The sequence below is a fragment of the Spiroplasma endosymbiont of Dactylopius coccus genome (genome assembly GCF_977110965.1).
The window spans coordinates 857,147-876,720 of the sequence record NZ_OZ373019.1 but is presented as its reverse complement, the minus strand read 5'-3'; the positions used below and the strand labels follow the sequence as shown (position 1 = coordinate 876,720).

Here is a 19,574-nt window from a genome sequence, read left to right as displayed (position 1 = left end):
TTATCATTCCTTAAAAAATGCTTTTTTATAATGTTTAGTTTTTGTTTTAGTTTTTCTATGTGATATATGCATAATTTCTTTTTGTAATTTCTTTTTACCTTTTTTTACAACTTGACTATATGCAAATTTTTCTAAATGATGTAATAATCCAGTACCAAATACAGTATTTACTGAAAATTTTAAACCAACATTTTTAAATGATTTATTAATATTTTCAATAGGATTATTAATAACATTTGCTACTTTATGATAAGTTCTTACGATTCTAAATATTTCTCTATATACTTTAAAACTATCTCTAATTATTTGTTGAACAACCGGTGGAGCAAATGCTATTGCTTTTAATCATTTATTTTGATTAACTCCATAACCAATGTATCAACCACTATATCAACGATATCAATGGAATGGATGTATTTGAGTAACAAAAGTTTCTGCTTTAAGAATACTATCAACAACTGTAATTGGTTTATATTTAGGATTACGATGATAAATAGTAATTGCACATTTATCTAATGATAAAGGTTGAATTTTACAACCCATAAATACTGGGGAATTTAATGGAATTAATTGTGCATGTTTAATTGCTTTTTTCTCTGCACTAGTAAATAAATCAGTTACTTTTTCTTTTAATTTATTAATTTTTTCAAATGCTTGTTTTTCTAATTTTTCAAATTTTTCTTGTAATTTATATATACTTTCTCGTAATTTTTCAAAATATGATGTATTTTTTCAAAATTTATTTAAACCTTTTTTTAAATAAAATCTAATATCCAAATATTTAAAAATTTTATTTGCATTTAAAACAATCTTATGAATTGAACTTTTTTTAAAATTAAATTTAATAGCATTAGCACGAATTTTTTGTAAATCTAAAATTAAAGTTTTTCCATATCTATTTTCTGAATGTATTGTATGAACTAAATTTAATCAATCGTGTTGGTTCATAGATAGTACTTTTTTTAAATCAGTATTATATTTTTTTAAAAAATTATTTGCTTTTTCAATATCTTTAATTTTAGAACCTGTTTGGAATCTTTTTAACTTATTTTTGATTAAATTAATATCATAAATGTTATTTTATAGTTGAAAAATAAATTTTTAATCGATAAGTTGTCAAATGATAAAATCTTTTTAACAAAAAAATGACAAAGAAAATAAAATGTTAATTAACTGTCAGGTTAGAAATAATTATTCCCTTTTTTAGTTTAATTATGTTTAAAAGATTCCAAACAGGTTCTGACATAGCAAACTTTATTAAAAGAATAAAAATAACAAAATTACCTAAATTAAAACCTAAATCTGCCATTGGCAAATTTCAAAATTTCATAAAAATTTCTCCAAATAATTCTAAGAACCTGTTTAAAATCTTTTTAATAAAATTGAAATAAAGGAAAGAACAACCATTTGTAAGCTAGTATTTAATTTTCTTTCACAATTTTTTCATAATCTTCTGCATTTTTCTAATCATGCAAAACTTCGTTCTACAACTCATCTTTTTGGCAATAATACAAAAGAATGTAATTCATTACGTTTGATAACTTCAACATTTGCATTTATGATTGTTTTGATTTTAAAAGCAAATTTTTCACCAGTATAACCAGCATCTACTAGTATTTTTTGAACTTTAGATAAATTTTCTTTTTCATTTTCAATCATTATTATAGCACTGTTACGATCTGTTTTTTCTGCTGTGATTATGTAAATTGTATGTGGTAAACCTTGAGAATCAACAGCAATATGACGCTTTATTCCTGAAATTTTTTTACCAGCATCATAACCTTTATTTTTAGCAGTATCTGTGTTCTTAACACTTTGTGAATCAATTATACAAAAACTAGTTTGTTCTTTTCTACCATTATTGATACGAACTTTTCTAACTAATTTTTTTTAAAATTACTTGTCAAGTGCTAGGTTCTTTATCACTATTTTTACTTCAAATTTGAAAATAATAATATACAGTTTGTCATTTTGGAAAATTTTTTGGTAACATTCTTCATTGACATCCACTTTTTAATACATATAAAACTGCACAAAATACTTCATATAAATCTAAATTTCTTGGTTTTGTTTTCTTTTTGCTATTTTCTAAAATTGATCTTATGTTCTTAAATTGTTCTTTAGTAACATGACTTGGATAATTTTTATGCATATATACCCCTTATCTTAAAATATATAGTCATTTTACGTTATTTTATAAAAGATTCCAAACAGGTTCTTAGATACTATTTTAAATTCACCTAAATTTATTTTTAATCAAACTTATGGTAATGTTCAATCAACGTTAGAGCAAGCAGTAAGAGAACTCGTTACTAAAAATTACTTATTTAAAAGTGGTGGAGATAATAACGAACAAAATGAAAATATTAATATGACAAGTAGTAATTTTAAAGGTAAAAATTTAAGAACCTGTTTGGAATCTTTTAAACATAATTAAACTAAAAAAGGGAATAATTATTTCTAACCTGACAGTTAATTAACATTTTATTTTCTTTGTCATTTTTTTGTTAAAAAGATTTTATCATTTGACAACTTATCGATTAAAAATTTATTTTTCAACTATAAAATAACATTTATGATATTAATTTAATCAAAAATAAGTTAAAAAAGATCCTAAACAGGTTCTAACTGATATATACGATTGAAATGTTAATGAAATATTTAAACGTTGTGGTATTCATATACCAAGTCAAAAGAAATCTGCACAACAATCAGTTCCCGAAAGTACAGCAGTAAATATTTCAACTATTAATTATATTGAACAAAAATTATGACAATTTAATATTGATATTCTTAAATTTATTCAAATACTAGTACGTTTAGATAAAGACTTATTAAATAGTAAAACATTTAATATTAATGATGAACAAAAAATTAATAATTTAACAGTTAAAATACAATTATTTAATCCCGAAAATAACCAATTAATAGGAGAGAACAATGGAAAACAACAACAAACCACAAACGAAGTTTCCACAGAAACAAACTAAACTTAATCAAGCAGAAGTGGAAAATGATTATTTAATTGATAATATTCCTTATGACTTTACTAATATGATGCGCGCTACTAGTGACCCCGATATTAATAGAGCATACGATGAATTTAAAAAAAGAACAATTTATATTTATGAAATTGAACGTTTATTTAAAAATAATGAAAATAATAGTTTAAAATTTTCAGCAAATACTATTAAAATTGGTTTTATTGATATTGATAAAGTATTAAAAACTACTGCTGTTGAAACATCAGATTTTACTATGCAATTAAATCAAAGAGCAAGTACAAATATTAATGATAATACTATTGAATATAGTATGACTGATATTAAAAATTTAATTTTTCAAGAAATAAATTTATTAAATCAATTTAAGTTATATGCTGTATCTATTAATGAACCATTAACTGAAAATAATATTGATAATTTATATATCATTAATAATTATTCTCAACCTTATCAAAATCCAAAAACTAGAAGTACTAAAAGTATTACTATTATTAAAATTAAAGATTTTAAAACAAGAGATGGTTATCCAATTATTATTAAATTACAAAAACCATTAGATAAAGATACAAAAGTAATTGGTTTAAAAATTAAAGCCCCTAGAAGCATGATTTTCGGCAATATAAAGGTACTTGGTGAAGTTGACAATATGGAAGTATACCCAAAGTTATTTGTTAAAGATAAGATAGCATTTCCGCTATTATCAATGCCTATTGAAACTCAACCAAAAGTTAGAATATTACAACAATGATTTAGTGAACAAATATTACCTTGAAATTTAGCAAAACAATTTATTAGCCAAGAAAAATCAGTTTTAGATTTAATTAAAATTAGTAGTGGTTCTGTAACAAGAAAAGAAGTCATTAAAAATGCAAGAGTTACACATGCTTGATTAGGGTATGAATTTAGTAATGTTTTAGGTGGTAAATGACCACTAAAAAGTCAAAAAGAATTAAAAGATAAAGAAGTTTGAGATTTTGTAGGTGAAAGTCAATTTTATAGTTATGTTGCTACAAATGATAAATTTGATGATATTGAAATTGAAATTAAAGATGCACCAACTAATGATAGTTTACAGCAACTTTTATTAGATATGTTAAGTTATACATATAACTATAATAGAAATTTTGAAGGTGATACATATAATGATAATGGTAAACCAAAAAATGAAATTGCAAAATTACGTGCAAAATTTGAAGGACAAAAACCAGAAGATGTTATTACCAATTTATTTAAACAGTGAAAATTAGATTATCCTAATTATATTAATTTAAAACAAGTAAAAATATTTAAACAAATATTTATAATGTTATCAGAATATATTTATTCAATATTATCAATTAATAAAGGTTTAAATGATGATAATAAAATATTATTACCTTATTATTTTGAATTAAAATCAAGTCCAATACATCCTACTAAGGATGATATTTGAAAATTTAAAGATGCAAAAGTCATATTAAAATCAAAATATTTTGATTTTACTGATTTAAATAATATTAAATTAAAAAATAATGATATTAGTCAAAATGAATTGTTTAAACTTGATGATAATCAATTTAACTGATTATCTATAACAAATGAATTAGAAACTAATAATATACCTTCGTTAATCCCAGCAGATTGAACATTAGCAAATGGCGAATATGGAAAATATTTTACAAAAGCAATCATTAATAATAATAAAATTGAAAATGCTTTAAATTTATATGGTTCAAATAAATCTCAATTATTTTCTAAATTAGAATTTTATAAAGAAATTTTGGTAATGTTTAGTAATCTGTGTAACTTACAAAAATAACTATGTTTAATTAATTCTATAATAAACCTAGAAAGAGTGAATTACAGATGGCTAAAAAGCAAAATATTAATAATAATGATCCAATATCAAAAGCAGTAGATTTATTATTAGAAAATACTGAAGATTTAACAACAGTTTTTAAAGAGGGAGGTTTGTATAAAGAATTAACAAAAAGATTAGTAGAAAAAATGTTGAATTCTGAGATGCAAAATTATTTAGGATATGATAAGAATCAACATAGTAATAGTGACAATGCTCGTAATGGTATAAGTTCAAAAAAATTAATAACTCAACAAGGTAAAATTGAGATTGATGTACCACGAGATCGCAATAGTAATTTTAATCCTGTAATAATTGCAAAAAGACAAAGAAGATTTGATGGTTTTGATCAACAAGTTCTTTCTTTATATGCAAAAGGTATGACATTATCAGATATTAGAATGCAATTACAAGAGTTATATCATGGTGCTGATATTAGTGAAAGTGTTATTAGTCAAATTACTGATGATGTTATTGATGATGTAAAAGCATGGCAAAATCGACCATTAGATAGTATTTATCCGATTGTTTATTTTGATTGCATAGTAGTAAAATACGACAAGATAAACGCATTATTAACAAATCTGTGTATATAGCTTTAGGAGTTGATTTAGAAGGTAAAAAAGATGTTTTAGGCTTATGAATTAGTGAAAATGAAGGTTCTAAATTTTGATTAGCCAATTTCACAGAAATGAAAAATCGAGGCTTAAATGATATTCTTATTGCTTGTAGTGATAATTTAACAGGAATGTCAGAAGCAATACAATCAGTTTATCCTAAAACAGAACATCAATTATGCATCGTTCATCAAATTAGAAATAGTTTGAAATATGTCTCATATAAGCATAGAAAATCTCTAGTTGCAGATTTAAAACCAATTTATACTGCATGTAGTGAAGAACAAGCAATGCAGGCTTTAGAAACATTTGAAAATAAGTGAAATAAACAATATCCTCAAATTGCTAAATCTTGATATAAAAATTGAGAAAATTTGATAGTTTTTATTAGTTATCCAACAGAAATTAAAAGAGTAATTTATACCACAAATGCTATTGAATCTGTTAATAGTCAATTACGAAAAGTTATCAGAAATAAAAAAGTTTTTCCTAATGATATGGAAGAATTGAAAATATTTTATTTAGCAATTGAAAATATAACAAAAAAATGAACAATGCCCATTCAAAATTGAAATACAGCAATTGCTCATTTTATGATAAAATTTGAAGATAGAATTAATCTTAACTAGTACTTTGTAAAACAAAGATACACAGATTTCTAAAAAGCCTCGAAATTTTACAAATTGATAATAACAGTGAATTTGAATTACGAATTGAAAACCCGATTAATAATTTAAATCGGGTAGAAATTAGTGGTATATTTGGTGCTGGTAATTATGATTTAATTTTAATAACTGATAAACAAGAAATAAATCTAACTAATATTAGTTTATTCGATAAATATAACGAAAATATTTCTTATATTAATTTAGAAATTTAATTATCAAAATATCCATTAGGATAAACACCATCTCATCTTATATCATAACTTTCATCTGGTTTAATTCCAAAATATAACTCTATTTTGTGTTCATCATTTGTTTTGTGCGACCATATAGTTGTTCCAGACCCCCCAGTAAACATTATACTGATGTCCTAAATAATATTGTAAATCATTAGTTTTATGATGTGCTAATGAACCAATTGTTAAACCAGTTACTCCACTTATAGCACCAGTTAGTGCTAATGCTAATGTTATTTTATTTAAATTTGTTTTTATTCATGTTTTCATTTTAAATTACTCCTTTTTTCCTTGATTTTACTTATAAATTGTACTATTTTTCATTATTTTTACAAGTATGCTTTTAAATGCAAAATAACGCCTAAATTAAAGGCGTTTATTTTGTGAGACCAATAAATTAATGATATTCAATTTGTTTATTATATAGCAAATGTGAAGATACTTTTTTTCACACTAGCATTATTTTTACCCCTAATTACGTTTTTATATGGATATAATCTTTTATTTCAATTAATTTATTTTTATCTTTTTTAATCAAATTAAATATTTCATAAATTAAGTTATTAAATAACTTAATTTATAGTAATTTTAATTTTTTGTGTTTCACCATATCAATTAGGTTCTGAAAAATCTGTTTTAATAACTACTCAAAAGTTTCCTTTTCGTTGAGCATTATCAGAATTAATTTTTGATTGTGGGTCATATTCATAATATGTAACTGTTGTAAAACTATATGAAATAGGTTTATCTTTAAATACATCATTATTTAAAATTATCGAATCAAAATCTTTAAATTTTTTAAGTGAATTAGCAGTCAAATTTAAACCAATTAATTGGGTAATATCACTTAATTTATATTGTTTTAAAGATATTTTAATTAGATTTGTCGAACCTTGATAATTGGTATCATCATTATCAGCAGTAATAACTACATATAAATCACCTGCTTTTTGTTTTTGATTACTTACATTAGTTTTTCCTTGTGCATCACTAAAATATTTAATAGTTGGATTTACTAATCTTGGTTTTAATACTCATAAATAAAAATCACTTAAAATTTTTGAATCAAGTTCTTGATTTGTTTTATTTGCATCAAAAAGAATATCAACACTTAAATTTTTAATCTTAGTATTTAAATCAATCTTTTGTTTTGGAGTTGGACTTGGCTCTGGTGTTGGATTTTCTCCTCCACCACATGCAACCACATTTGCACTTGCTGTTCCCATTAAAATCATTGCTCCTATCATACTTAGTAATTTCTTCATATCTTTTACCTCCTTATAACTTTTTCCATTAAATATTATAATTAATTTAAATAGAAAAATTATATTTATGCTATTTATATAGAAAATGTTTAAGAACCTGTTTGGAATCTTTTAAACATAATTAAACTAAAAAAGGGAATAATTATTTCTAACCTGACAGTTAATTAACATTTTATTTTCTTTGTCATTTTTTTGTTAAAAAGATTTTATCATTTGACAACTTATCGATTAAAAATTTATTTTTCAACTATAAAATAACATTTATGATATTAATTTAATCAAAAATAAGTTAAAAAGATCCTAAACAGGTTCTAAATATTTTTTTATTTTATTTAAAGTTACACTTATATATGTTTATAATAAACCAGTAAATTAATATTTTAAAAATATTTACAATAAATTTAGAAATTTAAAAAATAGTTAGGAGAAAAATATGAGTTTTAATTACTTATGAACTTATAAAGAACAATATCCTAAAATTGATAAATTAATTTTAGAACATATAACAAAGAAATGAGAAAAGTGAGATTGAAGAATAAAAAATACAAGAGATAAAAAGAAATATAAAATTGTTGATTATCAATATCGAACAAGAAAAACAATGTATGGATTAGTAACTTATAAAAGAAGAATTTATGAATATTTTGATGAAGAATTACAAAAATGAGTTCGTGTTTGTTTAGTTGATGAAAAAATGGAACTTCCAAAATATAAAAGAATTGGTGAAGATATCGAAGATACTATTATTGAAAATTTTGCGGATGGAAAAAGATATCGTGATATTTGTACTATTTGTAAAAAAGCAGGTATTAGTGTTAGTAGTGTTCATAGAGTTTTTAAAAATTTAGAAATATTTGAAGCAAACCCAATAAAAGTAAAATTAGAAAAAAATCAACCTATTTTTGTAGCAATTGATGATGGACATCGAAAATTTTGAAACTTTAAACGTAAAGGTACAAAACATTCTATGCGATTAATAGTAACATATACAGATAATATTAATCACAAAGTACAAAACAAAAGAGTAAAAGCAATTATAAGAAAAACAAGAACACCAATTGGAGTTAAAAAAACTGCTGAATTTGTTAAAGAACATTGTCAAAAATTTTATGAAAATATTGAACAAGCAAAAATTATTATTTGTGGTGATAGTGCAGGATGAATAAAAGAACTTGCTAATTATTTAGGTGTAGAATTTGTTTTAGAACCTGTTTAGGATCTTTTTTAACTTATTTTTGATTAAATTAATATCATAAATGTTATTTTATAGTTGAAAAATAAATTTTTAATCGATAAGTTGTCAAATGATAAAATCTTTTTAACAAAAAAATGACAAAGAAAATAAAATGTTAATTAACTGTCAGGTTAGAAATAATTATTCCCTTTTTTAGTTTAATTATGTTTAAAAGATTCCAAACAGGTTCTTAGATAAATTTCATTTAATTAGAACATTATATCTTGGAGTAATGGCTGGAAATAAAGAAAAATATTTAGAAGAATATAAGCATTGTAAAAATTTAATTAATAATGGTCAATATCAACAATTAATTGATTATTTATATAACCAATTAGATAATCATAAAAAATTAAAGAAAAAGTATTTTAAAAATAATAAACAAGGTATTGAAAATCAAGGTGCAAAGTGAAATATAGGTTGTTTTACTGAAACTAATATTTGACACGTTTTAAAAGAAATGCTTGGTAATAGAACATATAATATTAGTATTTACATTAAAATGGTTATTTTTAAATGTAATAAAATAAATACAACAGTACAGTTATTATAAAATAAAAATCCCTAAATAGGGATTTGCCTAAGAGACCACGTACTTTACATACGCTTAGTAATCATAACGGTATACGGTTTATCTTAAAGGACTTTAAAATATTATAACATATTTAAAAACTTATTAAAGTTTATTTTAATAAGCATTTTTGTTATATATTAACAATACATTTATTTTTTATTTTTTTAGTAATTTTTAAAAATAAGTATTTTAGTTGTATTATCTTTTAAAAAATAGTAATATAAAGTTACAATTTCATAAAAATCCAAATTATTTCTTGTCTAAAATATAATAAGACTATATAGATTTAATTTATTCCGGATTTTTGACAATCTCCCATATTTAAAAATATCCAAAATACAGTATAAAATTTTTCATAAAAATTAAAAGATAAAATAAATATTTTTAAATAAAATTATGATTTATTAACTCAAAATTAAGGATGTTATTTTTTTAATTATTGTGCTTAAAAATTGAAAATATGTTATACTAACATCATAATAAACTAAATTATTAAAGACCATTAGGTTCGACTTATTCTTTTTTATTAGATAAGTGGAACCTAATTATTTTTAAATAAAAAAGGATGTGAAAATTATGTCAGCACAACAACAGCAACAACCAAGTAAAGAAATTTTTGATAAATTACAAGGTGAAAAAAATAAAAAAGAAAAAGCAACTTCTTCTGGTGGTGGTAGAAATTGAATTGTAAAATTTGCAAAAGATGTCGCTTATATTTCTTTTCTTCCATACATATGATTAAAAAAACTTTTAGTTTCACTATTTAATAATCGAACTAAAAAACCTAAACTAAATCAATCAGTTAATATTATTAAAAATAAAGATAATGTTAATCAAAAAAATAATGTTTCTACAAATAGTAATGGACAAGTTAGTTTTAAAGAAGTAGATGCACTAGATCCAGAAAATGAATCAGTAGCAGAAACAACAGCAGAAGCACTAAAATTAAATGGTAATACTACTAATCCATTCCAAAATGTTGCACATAGTTGTAATCGTGAAGAAATTCCAGTAGTTTCAACAACAACTTCTGGAAAAAAATTAACTACTTAAATTATTTAAAATATTTATTAGTTCGTTCTAAATCAATAATATTATCAACATCCCAATGACAATCAAATGATAAAACATAAGGTTTTAATTCAAAATTATGTTTAATACTATTACTAATTAAATATTTACCAACCATTGTTGTTTGCAATACAATTTCTTGGTGTGGATTTATTAAATCTTCACCAAGAACTTTTGCTCATTTTTTAGTAATATAACTTCATTCTCCCGCCAAGAAACTATCCTTTTTTTTACTTTTAATAATATCAATAATATTACCATTCTTGTTTAATTTATAACTTCAATCTTCTTTGATATTATCATGATCACACTTAATAGCGGCCATCATATTAGTTGAAAAATTATTTAAAAAAATATTTTTTGTACTAATCATATCACCAGAAATAATAAAAATATCATCTTGACCATTAAAATATGATGATACTAATGTCAAAGCATAACCACTATTATAATCAAGGAAATGTTGATTATTTATTAAGATTAATTTTGAATATTTATGAGTAAGAAAATTAAATTCATCTTTTAAATGACCAGTAATGACAATAATTTTTTTTAAATCATGTATTTCAATTAAATGATTAATTATATGTTCAATTAAAGTTAAACCTTTAAATTTAATTAACGATTTATGAACATTATTTAAGATAGGTTGCAATCTACTGCCAATTCCTGCTGCAAAAATAATAGCAACTTTCATTATTCCTCCTTTACTTAACAACAAAATTAACAATCTTATTTGGTATACAAATTGTCTTAATAATTGTTTTATCTTGCAATCAATGTTTTACTTTTTCTTCATTATTAACTACTTTTAAAAGTTCTTGATTATTTAAATTTTCTTTTACTACTAAAGTTATTTTCGTTTTACCATTAATCTGAATAGCAATAGTAACTTCACTAGTAATCAAAAATTTTTCATCATAACTTGGAAACTGACTTTTATTAATACTTTCTTTATTACCAAATTGAAATCATAATTCTTCAGCAATATGTGGAGCAAATGGATTTAATAATTTTAAAAAATTAACTAAATATTGTTGATAAATAGTTGGTGCTTTATAACAAGCATTGATAAAAATCATAAGTTGTGCAATAGCAGTATTAAAATTTAAATCATTAATATCATTAGTTACTTTTTTTACAGTTTGATGATAAATTGTATCTAATGATTTATCATTCTTAGTAGTAATTTTTATTTTATACTCATCTTTATTAACAAGACGATAAATACGCATTAAAAACTTATAACAACCAACCAAACCACTATTTAATCACGGTAAAGATGCTGTTAATGGCCCCATAAACATTTCATATATTCGCAAAGTATCAGCACCATATTCATTAATAATATCATCTGGATTAACAACATTACCGCGTGATTTAGACATTTTTTCATTATTTTCACCAAGAATCATACCCTGATTTACCAATTTTAAAAATGGCTCTTTAACATTAACTAACTTTAAATCATATAGCACTAAATGTCAGAAACGAGCATACAATAAATGTAAAACAGCATGTTCTTGACCACCAATATATAAATCAACCGGTAATCAATAGTTAAAACGTTTTTGCGCAATAGCACTATTAAAATCACAATAAGTACCATCATCATTTTTTAAAATATATGCTAAATAATATCAACAACTACCTGCTCATTGTGGCATTGTATTAATTTCTCTTTTTCCTTTTACACCATCTTTTCTAGTTACATGTAATCAGGAATTTGGTGCATTAGTTAAAGGTGCATTCCCCGAATTAGATGGCTTAATATTAGTCATTTTTGGTAATAATACTGGTAATTGTTGTTCATCTACTGTTGATATTGTACCATCTTCTCAATAAATTATCGGAAAAGGTTCACCTCAATAACGTTGACGAGAAAAAAGTCAATCTCGTAACTTATATGCAGTATGTACTTTTCCTTGTTTTAAAGTTAGTAATTTTTTAACAATTAAATTAGTAGCTGTTTCTAAATCCTTACCATTAATAAAATCAGAGTTAATATATTCACTAGTACCCAAAAATGGTTCATTTTTATTATTAGTTTTCATAATAAAATTGATTGGTAACTTTTTATTTTTAGCAAAAATAAAATCACGACTATCATGTGCAGGAACACCCATAATTGCTCCTGTCCCATAATGATTTAAAACATAATCACCAACTCAAATTGGTAATTTACTTTTAGTAAAAGGATGAATAGCATAACTTCCAGTAAAAACACCAGATTTTAAAGTATCATCTCCTTGACGCATTAAATCTGTTTTAGTTTTAGCAGCTAAACAGTATTGAGTAACTGCTTGCGAATATTCACTAGTTGTTAAATCATGAATTAATGGATGTTCAGGGGCAAGTACTAAAAATGAAACACCAAAAATAGTATCAACCCTTGAAGTAAAAATAGAAACCTTACATTTATTATTTTCAACTATAAAATCAACTAGTGTTCCAAGACTTTTACCAATTCAATTACGTTGTAATTCCTTAACACTATTTGGTCAGTCTAAATCATCTAATCCTTTTAATAATTTTTCAGCATACTTAGTAATTTTTAAAATCCACTGACGCATTGGTTTTTTAATAACTGGGAAATTACCACGTTCAGAAACCATATGACCATTAATGTTAATTATTTCTTCATTAGCTAAAACAGTTCCTAACTGTTCACAAAAATTAACTTCAACATCTTTAATTTCAGCTAACCCTTGTTCATAAAGTTTAATGAAAATTCATTGTGTTCACTTATAATATTGAGGATCTGTAGTATTAACTTCTTTATTATAATCAAAACTTAGACCAATACTTTGTAATTGTTTACGAAAATTATTAATGTTTTGTTTAGTAAATGTCTCTGGAGTATTACCTGTATTTAAGGCATATTGTTCAGCTGGTAAACCAAAAGCATCTCAACCAATTGGATGCAAAACATTAAAACCATTCATTATTTTAACTCGTGAAATAACATCAGTAGCACAATAACCTTTAGGATGGCCAACATGTAAACCTGATCCTGAAGGATAAGGGAACATATCAAGAATATATGATTTTGGTTTTTTATTATCATCAATATTTGTTTTAAAAGTTTCATTTTTTAATCAATACTGCTGTCATTTTTTTTCTATTTGTTGGTGATTATAACTCATGTTTTTCTCCTTTAATATGTTTAGGTAAAGTAATCATAAAACCATAATATCATAATCATTTAACAAGTTGCAATGTTTACTTATTGATTAAATTATATTTTAAATATTTTGTTAATTATCAATCAATGTTATTAAACTATTTACTAATATTTATTTTCTACAAAAATGAAATAGTTTTTATTGTATTTCAAATAAAATATAATATATAATTATCGTTAATATTAAATAAATTCAAAGGAGGATTCTATGAACACACAAAAAGTTTTAAATAAGTCTTTAAAACAAAAAACAAAGCAGCAAAAAATAGGCTTAGGAGAACTGGTGTGACTTTGGATTTAATTATACTTGCACAATAGCTTTTCCTATGTCTTTTATAGGAATATATTATTGAAATAATGGCGGAGTTGGATTACATCTAATCTGAATTATGATTTTAGGTGCTATAATGGCTAGTATTAGTGCATGTGCTTTTTTAAAATGTAGTAAAGTTTATGCTGGTAATAATGGTTGGAGCATATATTTATGTTAGGGCAACTTTTGGTCGTTTTTGAGGATGAATAATCGGCTTTATGCAATATATCATTTTACCATCTACTGTTATTGGTGGTATTATTTCAATGTTTAGAATTAACTTAAACCAATTATCATTTTTTTCATGATTACCTGATAGATGATCTAATTTATTTATTGATAGTTTAGGAATTATAGTTTATTGTTTGGTTACAATTTGTATCTATTTTGGATTAAGAGGTTTTCGTTGATTTGTTAATATTTCAGGAATCATTAAATGACTGTCAACTTGTTTTTTGATTATTTGTGCCATTATTCTGGTAATCAAAAATGGAACTATAGTTTATCAACAAGCATTTGTTGGTACTAAACATCTTCATTTTACAATTAATATTTTTAATAATGCTTTTAGCATTTTTTTCTACTTTTTCCTTGGTTTTGAGACCTTTACTGTTATTGGAAAAAATGTTAAAAATCCTAATAAAAATTTAGGTAGGGGAACAATTATTGTCTTATTTTTGACAACTTTTTTTTATTTAATTATTACAATTTTAATTATTGGTGCCATCAGTTCACAAGGACCTAATGGTAATAACGGATGAGCAAATGGTGATAATAATTATAATCCAAATAATGTTATTGCTGGGATTGCTGGTACAACAGGTATCATTTTACTAGTTATTTGTACTTTATCAATTAAATTGAATGGTGTAATACAAGTAGCGCTATTCTGGAGCTATGCTACAACCATTAGCGAAAGAAGGATACATTAGTGAAAAAATAGCCAAATTAAATAAAGAAAATATTGCAATGTATGGTAATACTATTAATTTTATAATTACAATTATAATTTGTATTATTATGCTAATAATTCCGGATTTAATTGGAATTAGTTTTAATTACAACCAAATGTTGGGATTTACAACTAATATAACAATCTTTGTTTATCTTTTTGTTATAACAGCAACTTGTGTTATGGGTTATTATAAAAAAATAAAAATAAAAGTTATCGAATGAATTATGTTTATTATCTGTTTATTATTTTTAATTAGTCAATTCATTATTTTTAATTATAATATGATTCATGATTTAGTAAGCAACAGAGGAATCATATTAATTGCAATTACAATTAAGTTTTTAATGTTTTGAGTATTTATTATAATTGCTACTATTATTTATTTTACTTATTATAAACCAAAACTAAAACAAAGATTAATAACAAATCCAGAATATCAAAATCAATTAGATAAAGAATTTATTTTTAATTCTCATCTAGTAGTTAATTAAATTATTTAAAAATTATATTATCTTATTATCGTCAAAAATAAACTAAATGAGTTGCTGGTTTTTTACAAAAACAAGTACCAGTAGTAGTTGTACTTTTTAATTTAGCATATGCTTGAAAATGTTCAGATCAACCAATATCAATTGTATGTTGAGCATGTTTTCCTAATTCAATTGCTGCTAATACAACCTTTTTCTCATTTAATGCTTTATTCATTAATTTAATATTACCATCCATAATAATAATATCTTCTTTGATTATTTCATCATTTTTCATTATAATCACCCTTTCTATCAATTAATATTATAACGCTATTTAAAAAAAGAAATAGTAATTGGAATTACTATTCTAACGATATCTTTCTACATAGTGACTAACTAAACCACGATAAATAAAAGGTATTGTTAATTGCATAATTGGATAAGTAAACAAAAAAATATGAATAAAATTGTAAACTAATGAGTAAAAAAGAGGATTAAATCCTGATCAAATATTTTTACTTCCATCAGCATTAGTAATTTGTGATCAAATAAAATATCCTGTTATTGTTTGTCAAAAATAAATAATTAAACAAACTAAAAAACAATGTAAAAAATAATTAATATAAGTAAAAATTGATTTATCAGCTTTTAAATTAAAACGTAATAATGAAATAATAGCGGGTGTTGTCATTGGCAAAAAATAATCTAATAAATAACTTCAAGCACTAATAACATAACCACCACTAATAAATAATAATGACATTAAAGCACTAATCATACCCGTTAATCATCCACCTGCAAAGCCAATAATATAACTAATAACCATTAAAGGTATATATTTAATAGCAATACCGCCGCCGTATGGCATTTTTGGTAATAAATTTTGTTCAATAAAAGCACAAGCAATAGTTACACCAGTAAATAAACCAATAATTGTATAATCAATAACTAATCATCGTTTAATACCAAATGCAAATTTAAAATTAGTTCATCATCTTGTTTTTAAAATGGAAAAAGTTTCTTCTTTTTGTCATTGATAATGTTTAATTAAATTAAAAATTAATGCAATGGGATTGATACTAAAAATTGATAGTAATGTAACAATAACAATATTTTTATGAATATCTTCTATTTTAACTGTTCATGTAATAACAGATAATAAAATTGATGAAATTAATAATAAACAAAGAATTAATATTAAATAAATTTTACTGCTATAAAATTGTCAACCAGTAATAGTAGTAACTTTAAAAAAGTGATTAATACTACTAGCAGGTAAAATACTAATAATAACTGTTAATGTTAGAAGAGTAATTAAACTAAAAATGGCTGATGCTTTAATTAACATTCCTACCTCCAGTTTGCTTTTAACTTTATTATAATTGATCGTTGTTAATAGTTGTTCTTTAAACATAATAAAATGATAACTTCTTTAATTTATCTTACATAACAAAAAAGGAGTTATCATTTTTTAAAATATAAAAAATAAAGTCTCCCTCCGCTAGTACTAACTAGATCAGGTTATAGGGTATTTCTCAGGCAATGCCACCCCTGCTTTATATAATATATGCAAATTAATCCATATTTACTACTATTATAACATTCAAAATATTTTTTTAAATATAAAATATATTTTTTTTATGATTTTTAGTTTAAATTAAAATTTGCTCTATTTTTATTTGAAATTTATTTGAAAAAAATAAAATATATTCACTTCTTAAAAATAAGAAGTTATTGGGAAAAAATAAAAAGGAGTGGATGGGTTACACTTTATTGGACACTAATTACGTAGACAAGTGAACAAATTAGTGAAAAGAAAGGAAGTATAATTATGGCCAATATTAACTCATATTCAGATGAATTTAAAAAACAAATAGTAGCTTTATATCAAAGCGGTAAGTCAGTGTCTTGTCTTGCTAAAGAGTACAATGTTACAAGAGCAGCTACTTATAATTGAATTAAGCAATTTACTAATTCAGGTAGTTTTAAAACTAAAGATAATCGTTCTGTTGAAGAAAATGAATTAATTAAATTAAGAAAAGAATTAAAACAATTAAGAATGGAAAATGATATTTTAAAGCAAGCAGCACTAATAATAGGCAGAAAGTAGAAATTATTGCTAAAAATAAAGTTAAATATAAAATTCGCACAATGTGTCGTTTTTTGAAAATATCTAAATCAACATATTATTTTAACTTAAAGAAAAAAGAAAATAAAATCAAAAATAATATGTATGATGAATCTGTTATTAGTGCTTTTAAAGAAAATAAAGAAGTTTATGGTACTAGAAGATTAAAAAAAATTTTAGAAAACCAAGAAATTTATTTATCACGCAGAAAAATTAAAGAAATTATGAATAAGCATAATTTAATATCAAAATACACTAAATTATCATTCAAAAATCATCATAATAAAGTCAATAATAGTCAAATAACCAATCTTGTTAATAGAAACTTTAATAATAGGGTTAAAAATGAAGTTATTGTTAGTGATTTAACTTACGTTCAAGTTAATGGTAAATGAAACTATATTTGCCTATTAATAGACCTATTTAACCGCGAAATTATTGGACATAGTGTTGGAGTTAAAAAAGATGCATTACTAGTATATCAAGCATTTATGCAATCAAATCGTTGTTTAAAAGATATCCAAATATTTCATAGTGATCGAGGTAATGAATTTAACAATAAAATTATTAATAATCTTTTATTAGCATTCAATATTACTCGATCTTTAAGCAAAAAAGGTTGTCCTTATGATAATGCTGTTGCTGAAGCAACTTTTAAAACTTTCAAAACTGAATTTATTAATGATAAAAATTTTACATCATTAATCCAATTAAAATTAGAATTATTTGATTATATCAATTGATACAACAACATAAGAACCTGTTTGGAATCTTTTAAACATAATTAAACTAAAAAAGGGAATAATTATTTCTAACCTGACAGTTAATTAACATTTTATTTTCTTTGTCATTTTTTTGTTAAAAAGATTTTATCATTTGACAACTTATCGATTAAAAATTTATTTTTCAACTATAAAATAACATTTATGATATTAATTTAATCAAAAATAAGTTAAAAAAGATCCTAAACAGGTTCTAAGAATCCACAACACTTTAAACTACTTAACTCCTATCAAATATCAACAACAAATGTCTACCAAAAAATAGTCCTAAAAAGTTTTGCCATTCCATTAATCAAGTTGTTAAAAATCTAAATTTTCAAAAATATTTAATAAATGCAAAAGTAACAAAAAATGGACCTATTAACCCAGCAAATTTTTGTAAGAACCTGTTTGGAATCTTTTAAACATAATTAAACTAAAAAAGGGAATAATTATTTCTAACCTGACAGTTAATTAACATTTTATTTTCTTTGTCATTTTTTTGTTAAAAAGATTTTATCATTTGACAACTTATCGATTAAAAATTTATTTTTCAACTATAAAATAACATTTATGATATTAATTTAATCAAAAATAAGTTAAAAAAGATCCTAAACAGGTTCTAATATTATCATATGTAATAATAAAGAAAATTTCCTACTTGCCAGTTTATTAATAACTATTAAATTAGGGTTAATTTTTTATGAAGAAAATGGAAAATGATTTTTTCAAATCATCATTGCTCATTATGGTGAAACATGAGGATCTGAAAGTGGAGGACAAATTAAAACAATTTTAGGAAACGGTTTTCGATTATACTCATAATTTATTTTTTTAAATATTCCTACTCCTTTAAATTTATTTTTAAAGGAGTATTTTTAATAAACCTATTGTTTCAAAATATTGTTAATATATAAAAAATCTAATTATTTATAAAAAATAATTAGATTATAAATTAATAAAAATAAGTAAGTTATTATATTAAAACATTTTCAATTTTTGATTTAAATTTGAAACATTTGCCAAATATTTATTTTCTAATTGATTTATTACTTTAGTATTTAACTTATCACTTTGTTTTAAATAGTTTTGTTGAGATGCAACTTCTGACAATAGTTCTAAATTTTCAAATTTATTTTGATTATCTAATCATGCTTTAACTTTATCAAAATAATTAATTGGTTGTTCATCAATAACATAATTTCTTATATTTTTAGGCATTGTATATTTTCACTCCTTTGTTATTTTATAATTCATTA

At 23.1% G+C, this 19,574-nt stretch carries 18 protein-coding genes, 2 pseudogenes and 1 riboswitch; of the genes and pseudogenes, 10 read left to right on the top strand and 10 right to left on the bottom strand.

From position 1 onward, the window contains the following. The 3 genes from ACXUB0_RS05505 to ACXUB0_RS05495 all read right to left on the bottom strand — a co-directional run bounded on the left by ACXUB0_RS05505 (position 1) and on the right by ACXUB0_RS05495 (position 2,152). Positions 1 to 948, bottom strand: a complete 948-nt coding sequence (locus ACXUB0_RS05505) for a hypothetical protein (RefSeq protein ID WP_458258027.1) — start codon at positions 946 to 948, stop codon at positions 1 to 3. A gap of 217 nt (positions 949 to 1,165) precedes the next feature. Then, positions 1,166 to 1,330, bottom strand: coding sequence for a hypothetical protein (locus tag ACXUB0_RS05500; protein ID WP_458258026.1), 165 nt, complete (start codon positions 1,328 to 1,330; stop codon positions 1,166 to 1,168). 32 nt (positions 1,331 to 1,362) lie between these two features. Then, positions 1,363 to 2,152 (bottom strand): IS5 family transposase gene (locus ACXUB0_RS05495; RefSeq protein ID WP_458258025.1). Its coding sequence is split into 2 segments (ribosomal slippage): positions 1,363 to 1,890 and positions 1,892 to 2,152, totalling 789 coding nucleotides; the frame shifts between segments, so codons are not numbered across the junction. Positions 2,153 to 2,940: 788 nt separating this feature from the next. Between ACXUB0_RS05495 and ACXUB0_RS05490 the strand changes: the two genes are divergently transcribed. Together ACXUB0_RS05490 and ACXUB0_RS05485 are read left to right on the top strand one after the other, a co-directional pair. Then, complete coding sequence (locus ACXUB0_RS05490; RefSeq protein WP_458258024.1) at positions 2,941 to 4,803, top strand: hypothetical protein; 1,863 nt, start codon at positions 2,941 to 2,943, stop codon at positions 4,801 to 4,803. Positions 4,804 to 4,850: 47 nt separating this feature from the next. Beyond that, positions 4,851 to 6,088: pseudogene (locus ACXUB0_RS05485) on the top strand (IS256 family transposase). A gap of 311 nt (positions 6,089 to 6,399) precedes the next feature. Here ACXUB0_RS05485 and ACXUB0_RS05480 read toward each other — a convergent pair. Both ACXUB0_RS05480 and ACXUB0_RS05475 read right to left on the bottom strand, forming a co-directional pair. Beyond that, complete coding sequence (locus ACXUB0_RS05480) at positions 6,400 to 6,630, bottom strand: hypothetical protein (protein WP_458258023.1); 231 nt, start codon at positions 6,628 to 6,630, stop codon at positions 6,400 to 6,402. A 302-nt stretch (positions 6,631 to 6,932) separates the two neighbouring features. Then, positions 6,933 to 7,625: a lipoprotein gene (locus tag ACXUB0_RS05475; RefSeq protein ID WP_458258022.1), complete on the bottom strand. Its 693-nt coding sequence runs from the start codon at positions 7,623 to 7,625 to the stop codon at positions 6,933 to 6,935. 433 nt (positions 7,626 to 8,058) lie between these two features. On the opposite strand from ACXUB0_RS05475, the gene ACXUB0_RS05470 reads away from it, so the two are divergent. The 3 genes from ACXUB0_RS05470 to ACXUB0_RS05460 all read left to right on the top strand — a co-directional run bounded on the left by ACXUB0_RS05470 (position 8,059) and on the right by ACXUB0_RS05460 (position 10,486). Continuing rightward, positions 8,059 to 8,841 (top strand): Mbov_0401 family ICE element transposase-like protein, encoded by a 783-nt coding sequence (locus tag ACXUB0_RS05470; protein ID WP_458258021.1) that lies wholly within the window; start codon positions 8,059 to 8,061, stop codon positions 8,839 to 8,841. 250 nt (positions 8,842 to 9,091) lie between these two features. Then, a complete protein-coding gene (locus ACXUB0_RS05465) occupies positions 9,092 to 9,412 on the top strand; it encodes a hypothetical protein (protein WP_458258020.1) in 321 nt (106 codons plus the stop codon). Positions 9,413 to 10,009: 597 nt separating this feature from the next. Then, complete coding sequence (locus tag ACXUB0_RS05460; protein ID WP_458258019.1) at positions 10,010 to 10,486, top strand: hypothetical protein; 477 nt, start codon at positions 10,010 to 10,012, stop codon at positions 10,484 to 10,486. 1 nt (position 10,487) lies between these two features. Here the strand turns inward: ACXUB0_RS05460 and ACXUB0_RS05455 are convergent, their stop codons facing one another. Together ACXUB0_RS05455 and leuS are read right to left on the bottom strand one after the other, a co-directional pair. After that, positions 10,488 to 11,201, bottom strand: coding sequence for a sugar phosphate nucleotidyltransferase (locus tag ACXUB0_RS05455; RefSeq protein ID WP_458258018.1), 714 nt, complete (start codon positions 11,199 to 11,201; stop codon positions 10,488 to 10,490). A 10-nt stretch (positions 11,202 to 11,211) separates the two neighbouring features. Further along, positions 11,212 to 13,650, bottom strand: coding sequence for a leucine--tRNA ligase (leuS, locus tag ACXUB0_RS05450; protein WP_458258017.1), 2,439 nt, complete (start codon positions 13,648 to 13,650; stop codon positions 11,212 to 11,214). 364 nt (positions 13,651 to 14,014) lie between these two features. Here leuS and ACXUB0_RS05445 point away from each other — a divergent pair, with 364 nt between their 5' ends. From ACXUB0_RS05445 to ACXUB0_RS05435, 3 genes are read left to right on the top strand one after another with little or no spacing between them, the layout of a single operon-like run. After that, positions 14,015 to 14,179: a hypothetical protein gene (locus tag ACXUB0_RS05445; RefSeq protein WP_458258016.1), complete on the top strand. Its 165-nt coding sequence runs from the start codon at positions 14,015 to 14,017 to the stop codon at positions 14,177 to 14,179. Positions 14,180 to 14,219: 40 nt separating this feature from the next. Further along, positions 14,220 to 14,933, top strand: a complete 714-nt coding sequence (locus tag ACXUB0_RS05440) for an amino acid permease (protein ID WP_458258015.1) — start codon at positions 14,220 to 14,222, stop codon at positions 14,931 to 14,933. After that, a complete protein-coding gene (locus ACXUB0_RS05435) occupies positions 14,899 to 15,447 on the top strand; it encodes a hypothetical protein (protein WP_458258014.1) in 549 nt (182 codons plus the stop codon). The genes ACXUB0_RS05440 and ACXUB0_RS05435 overlap by 35 nt, the downstream gene beginning before the upstream one ends. Positions 15,448 to 15,472: 25 nt before the next feature. On the opposite strand, the gene ACXUB0_RS05430 is transcribed toward ACXUB0_RS05435, so the two are convergent. Together ACXUB0_RS05430 and ACXUB0_RS05425 are read right to left on the bottom strand one after the other, a co-directional pair. Beyond that, complete coding sequence (locus tag ACXUB0_RS05430) at positions 15,473 to 15,721, bottom strand: hypothetical protein (protein ID WP_338957041.1); 249 nt, start codon at positions 15,719 to 15,721, stop codon at positions 15,473 to 15,475. 72 nt (positions 15,722 to 15,793) lie between these two features. Further along, positions 15,794 to 16,774, bottom strand: a complete 981-nt coding sequence (locus tag ACXUB0_RS05425; protein WP_458258013.1) for an energy-coupled thiamine transporter ThiT — start codon at positions 16,772 to 16,774, stop codon at positions 15,794 to 15,796. Positions 16,775 to 16,901: 127 nt separating this feature from the next. Next, positions 16,902 to 16,989, bottom strand: a riboswitch (TPP riboswitch). A gap of 268 nt (positions 16,990 to 17,257) precedes the next feature. Between ACXUB0_RS05425 and ACXUB0_RS05420 the strand changes: the two genes are divergently transcribed. Both ACXUB0_RS05420 and ACXUB0_RS05415 read left to right on the top strand, forming a co-directional pair. Beyond that, a complete protein-coding gene (locus ACXUB0_RS05420; protein ID WP_353306568.1) occupies positions 17,258 to 17,536 on the top strand; it encodes a transposase in 279 nt (92 codons plus the stop codon). After that, positions 17,458 to 18,312, top strand: a pseudogene (locus ACXUB0_RS05415) (IS3 family transposase); the annotation flags it as partial. The gene ACXUB0_RS05420 and the pseudogene ACXUB0_RS05415, both read left to right, overlap by 79 nt. Before the next feature lie 984 nt (positions 18,313 to 19,296). On the opposite strand, the gene ACXUB0_RS05410 reads toward ACXUB0_RS05415, so the two are convergent. Then, the gene (locus tag ACXUB0_RS05410; RefSeq protein ID WP_338957050.1) at positions 19,297 to 19,536 is read right to left on the bottom strand and encodes a hypothetical protein; all 240 of its coding nucleotides are present in this window, start codon (positions 19,534 to 19,536) and stop codon (positions 19,297 to 19,299) included. Positions 19,537 to 19,574 lie beyond the last annotated feature (38 nt).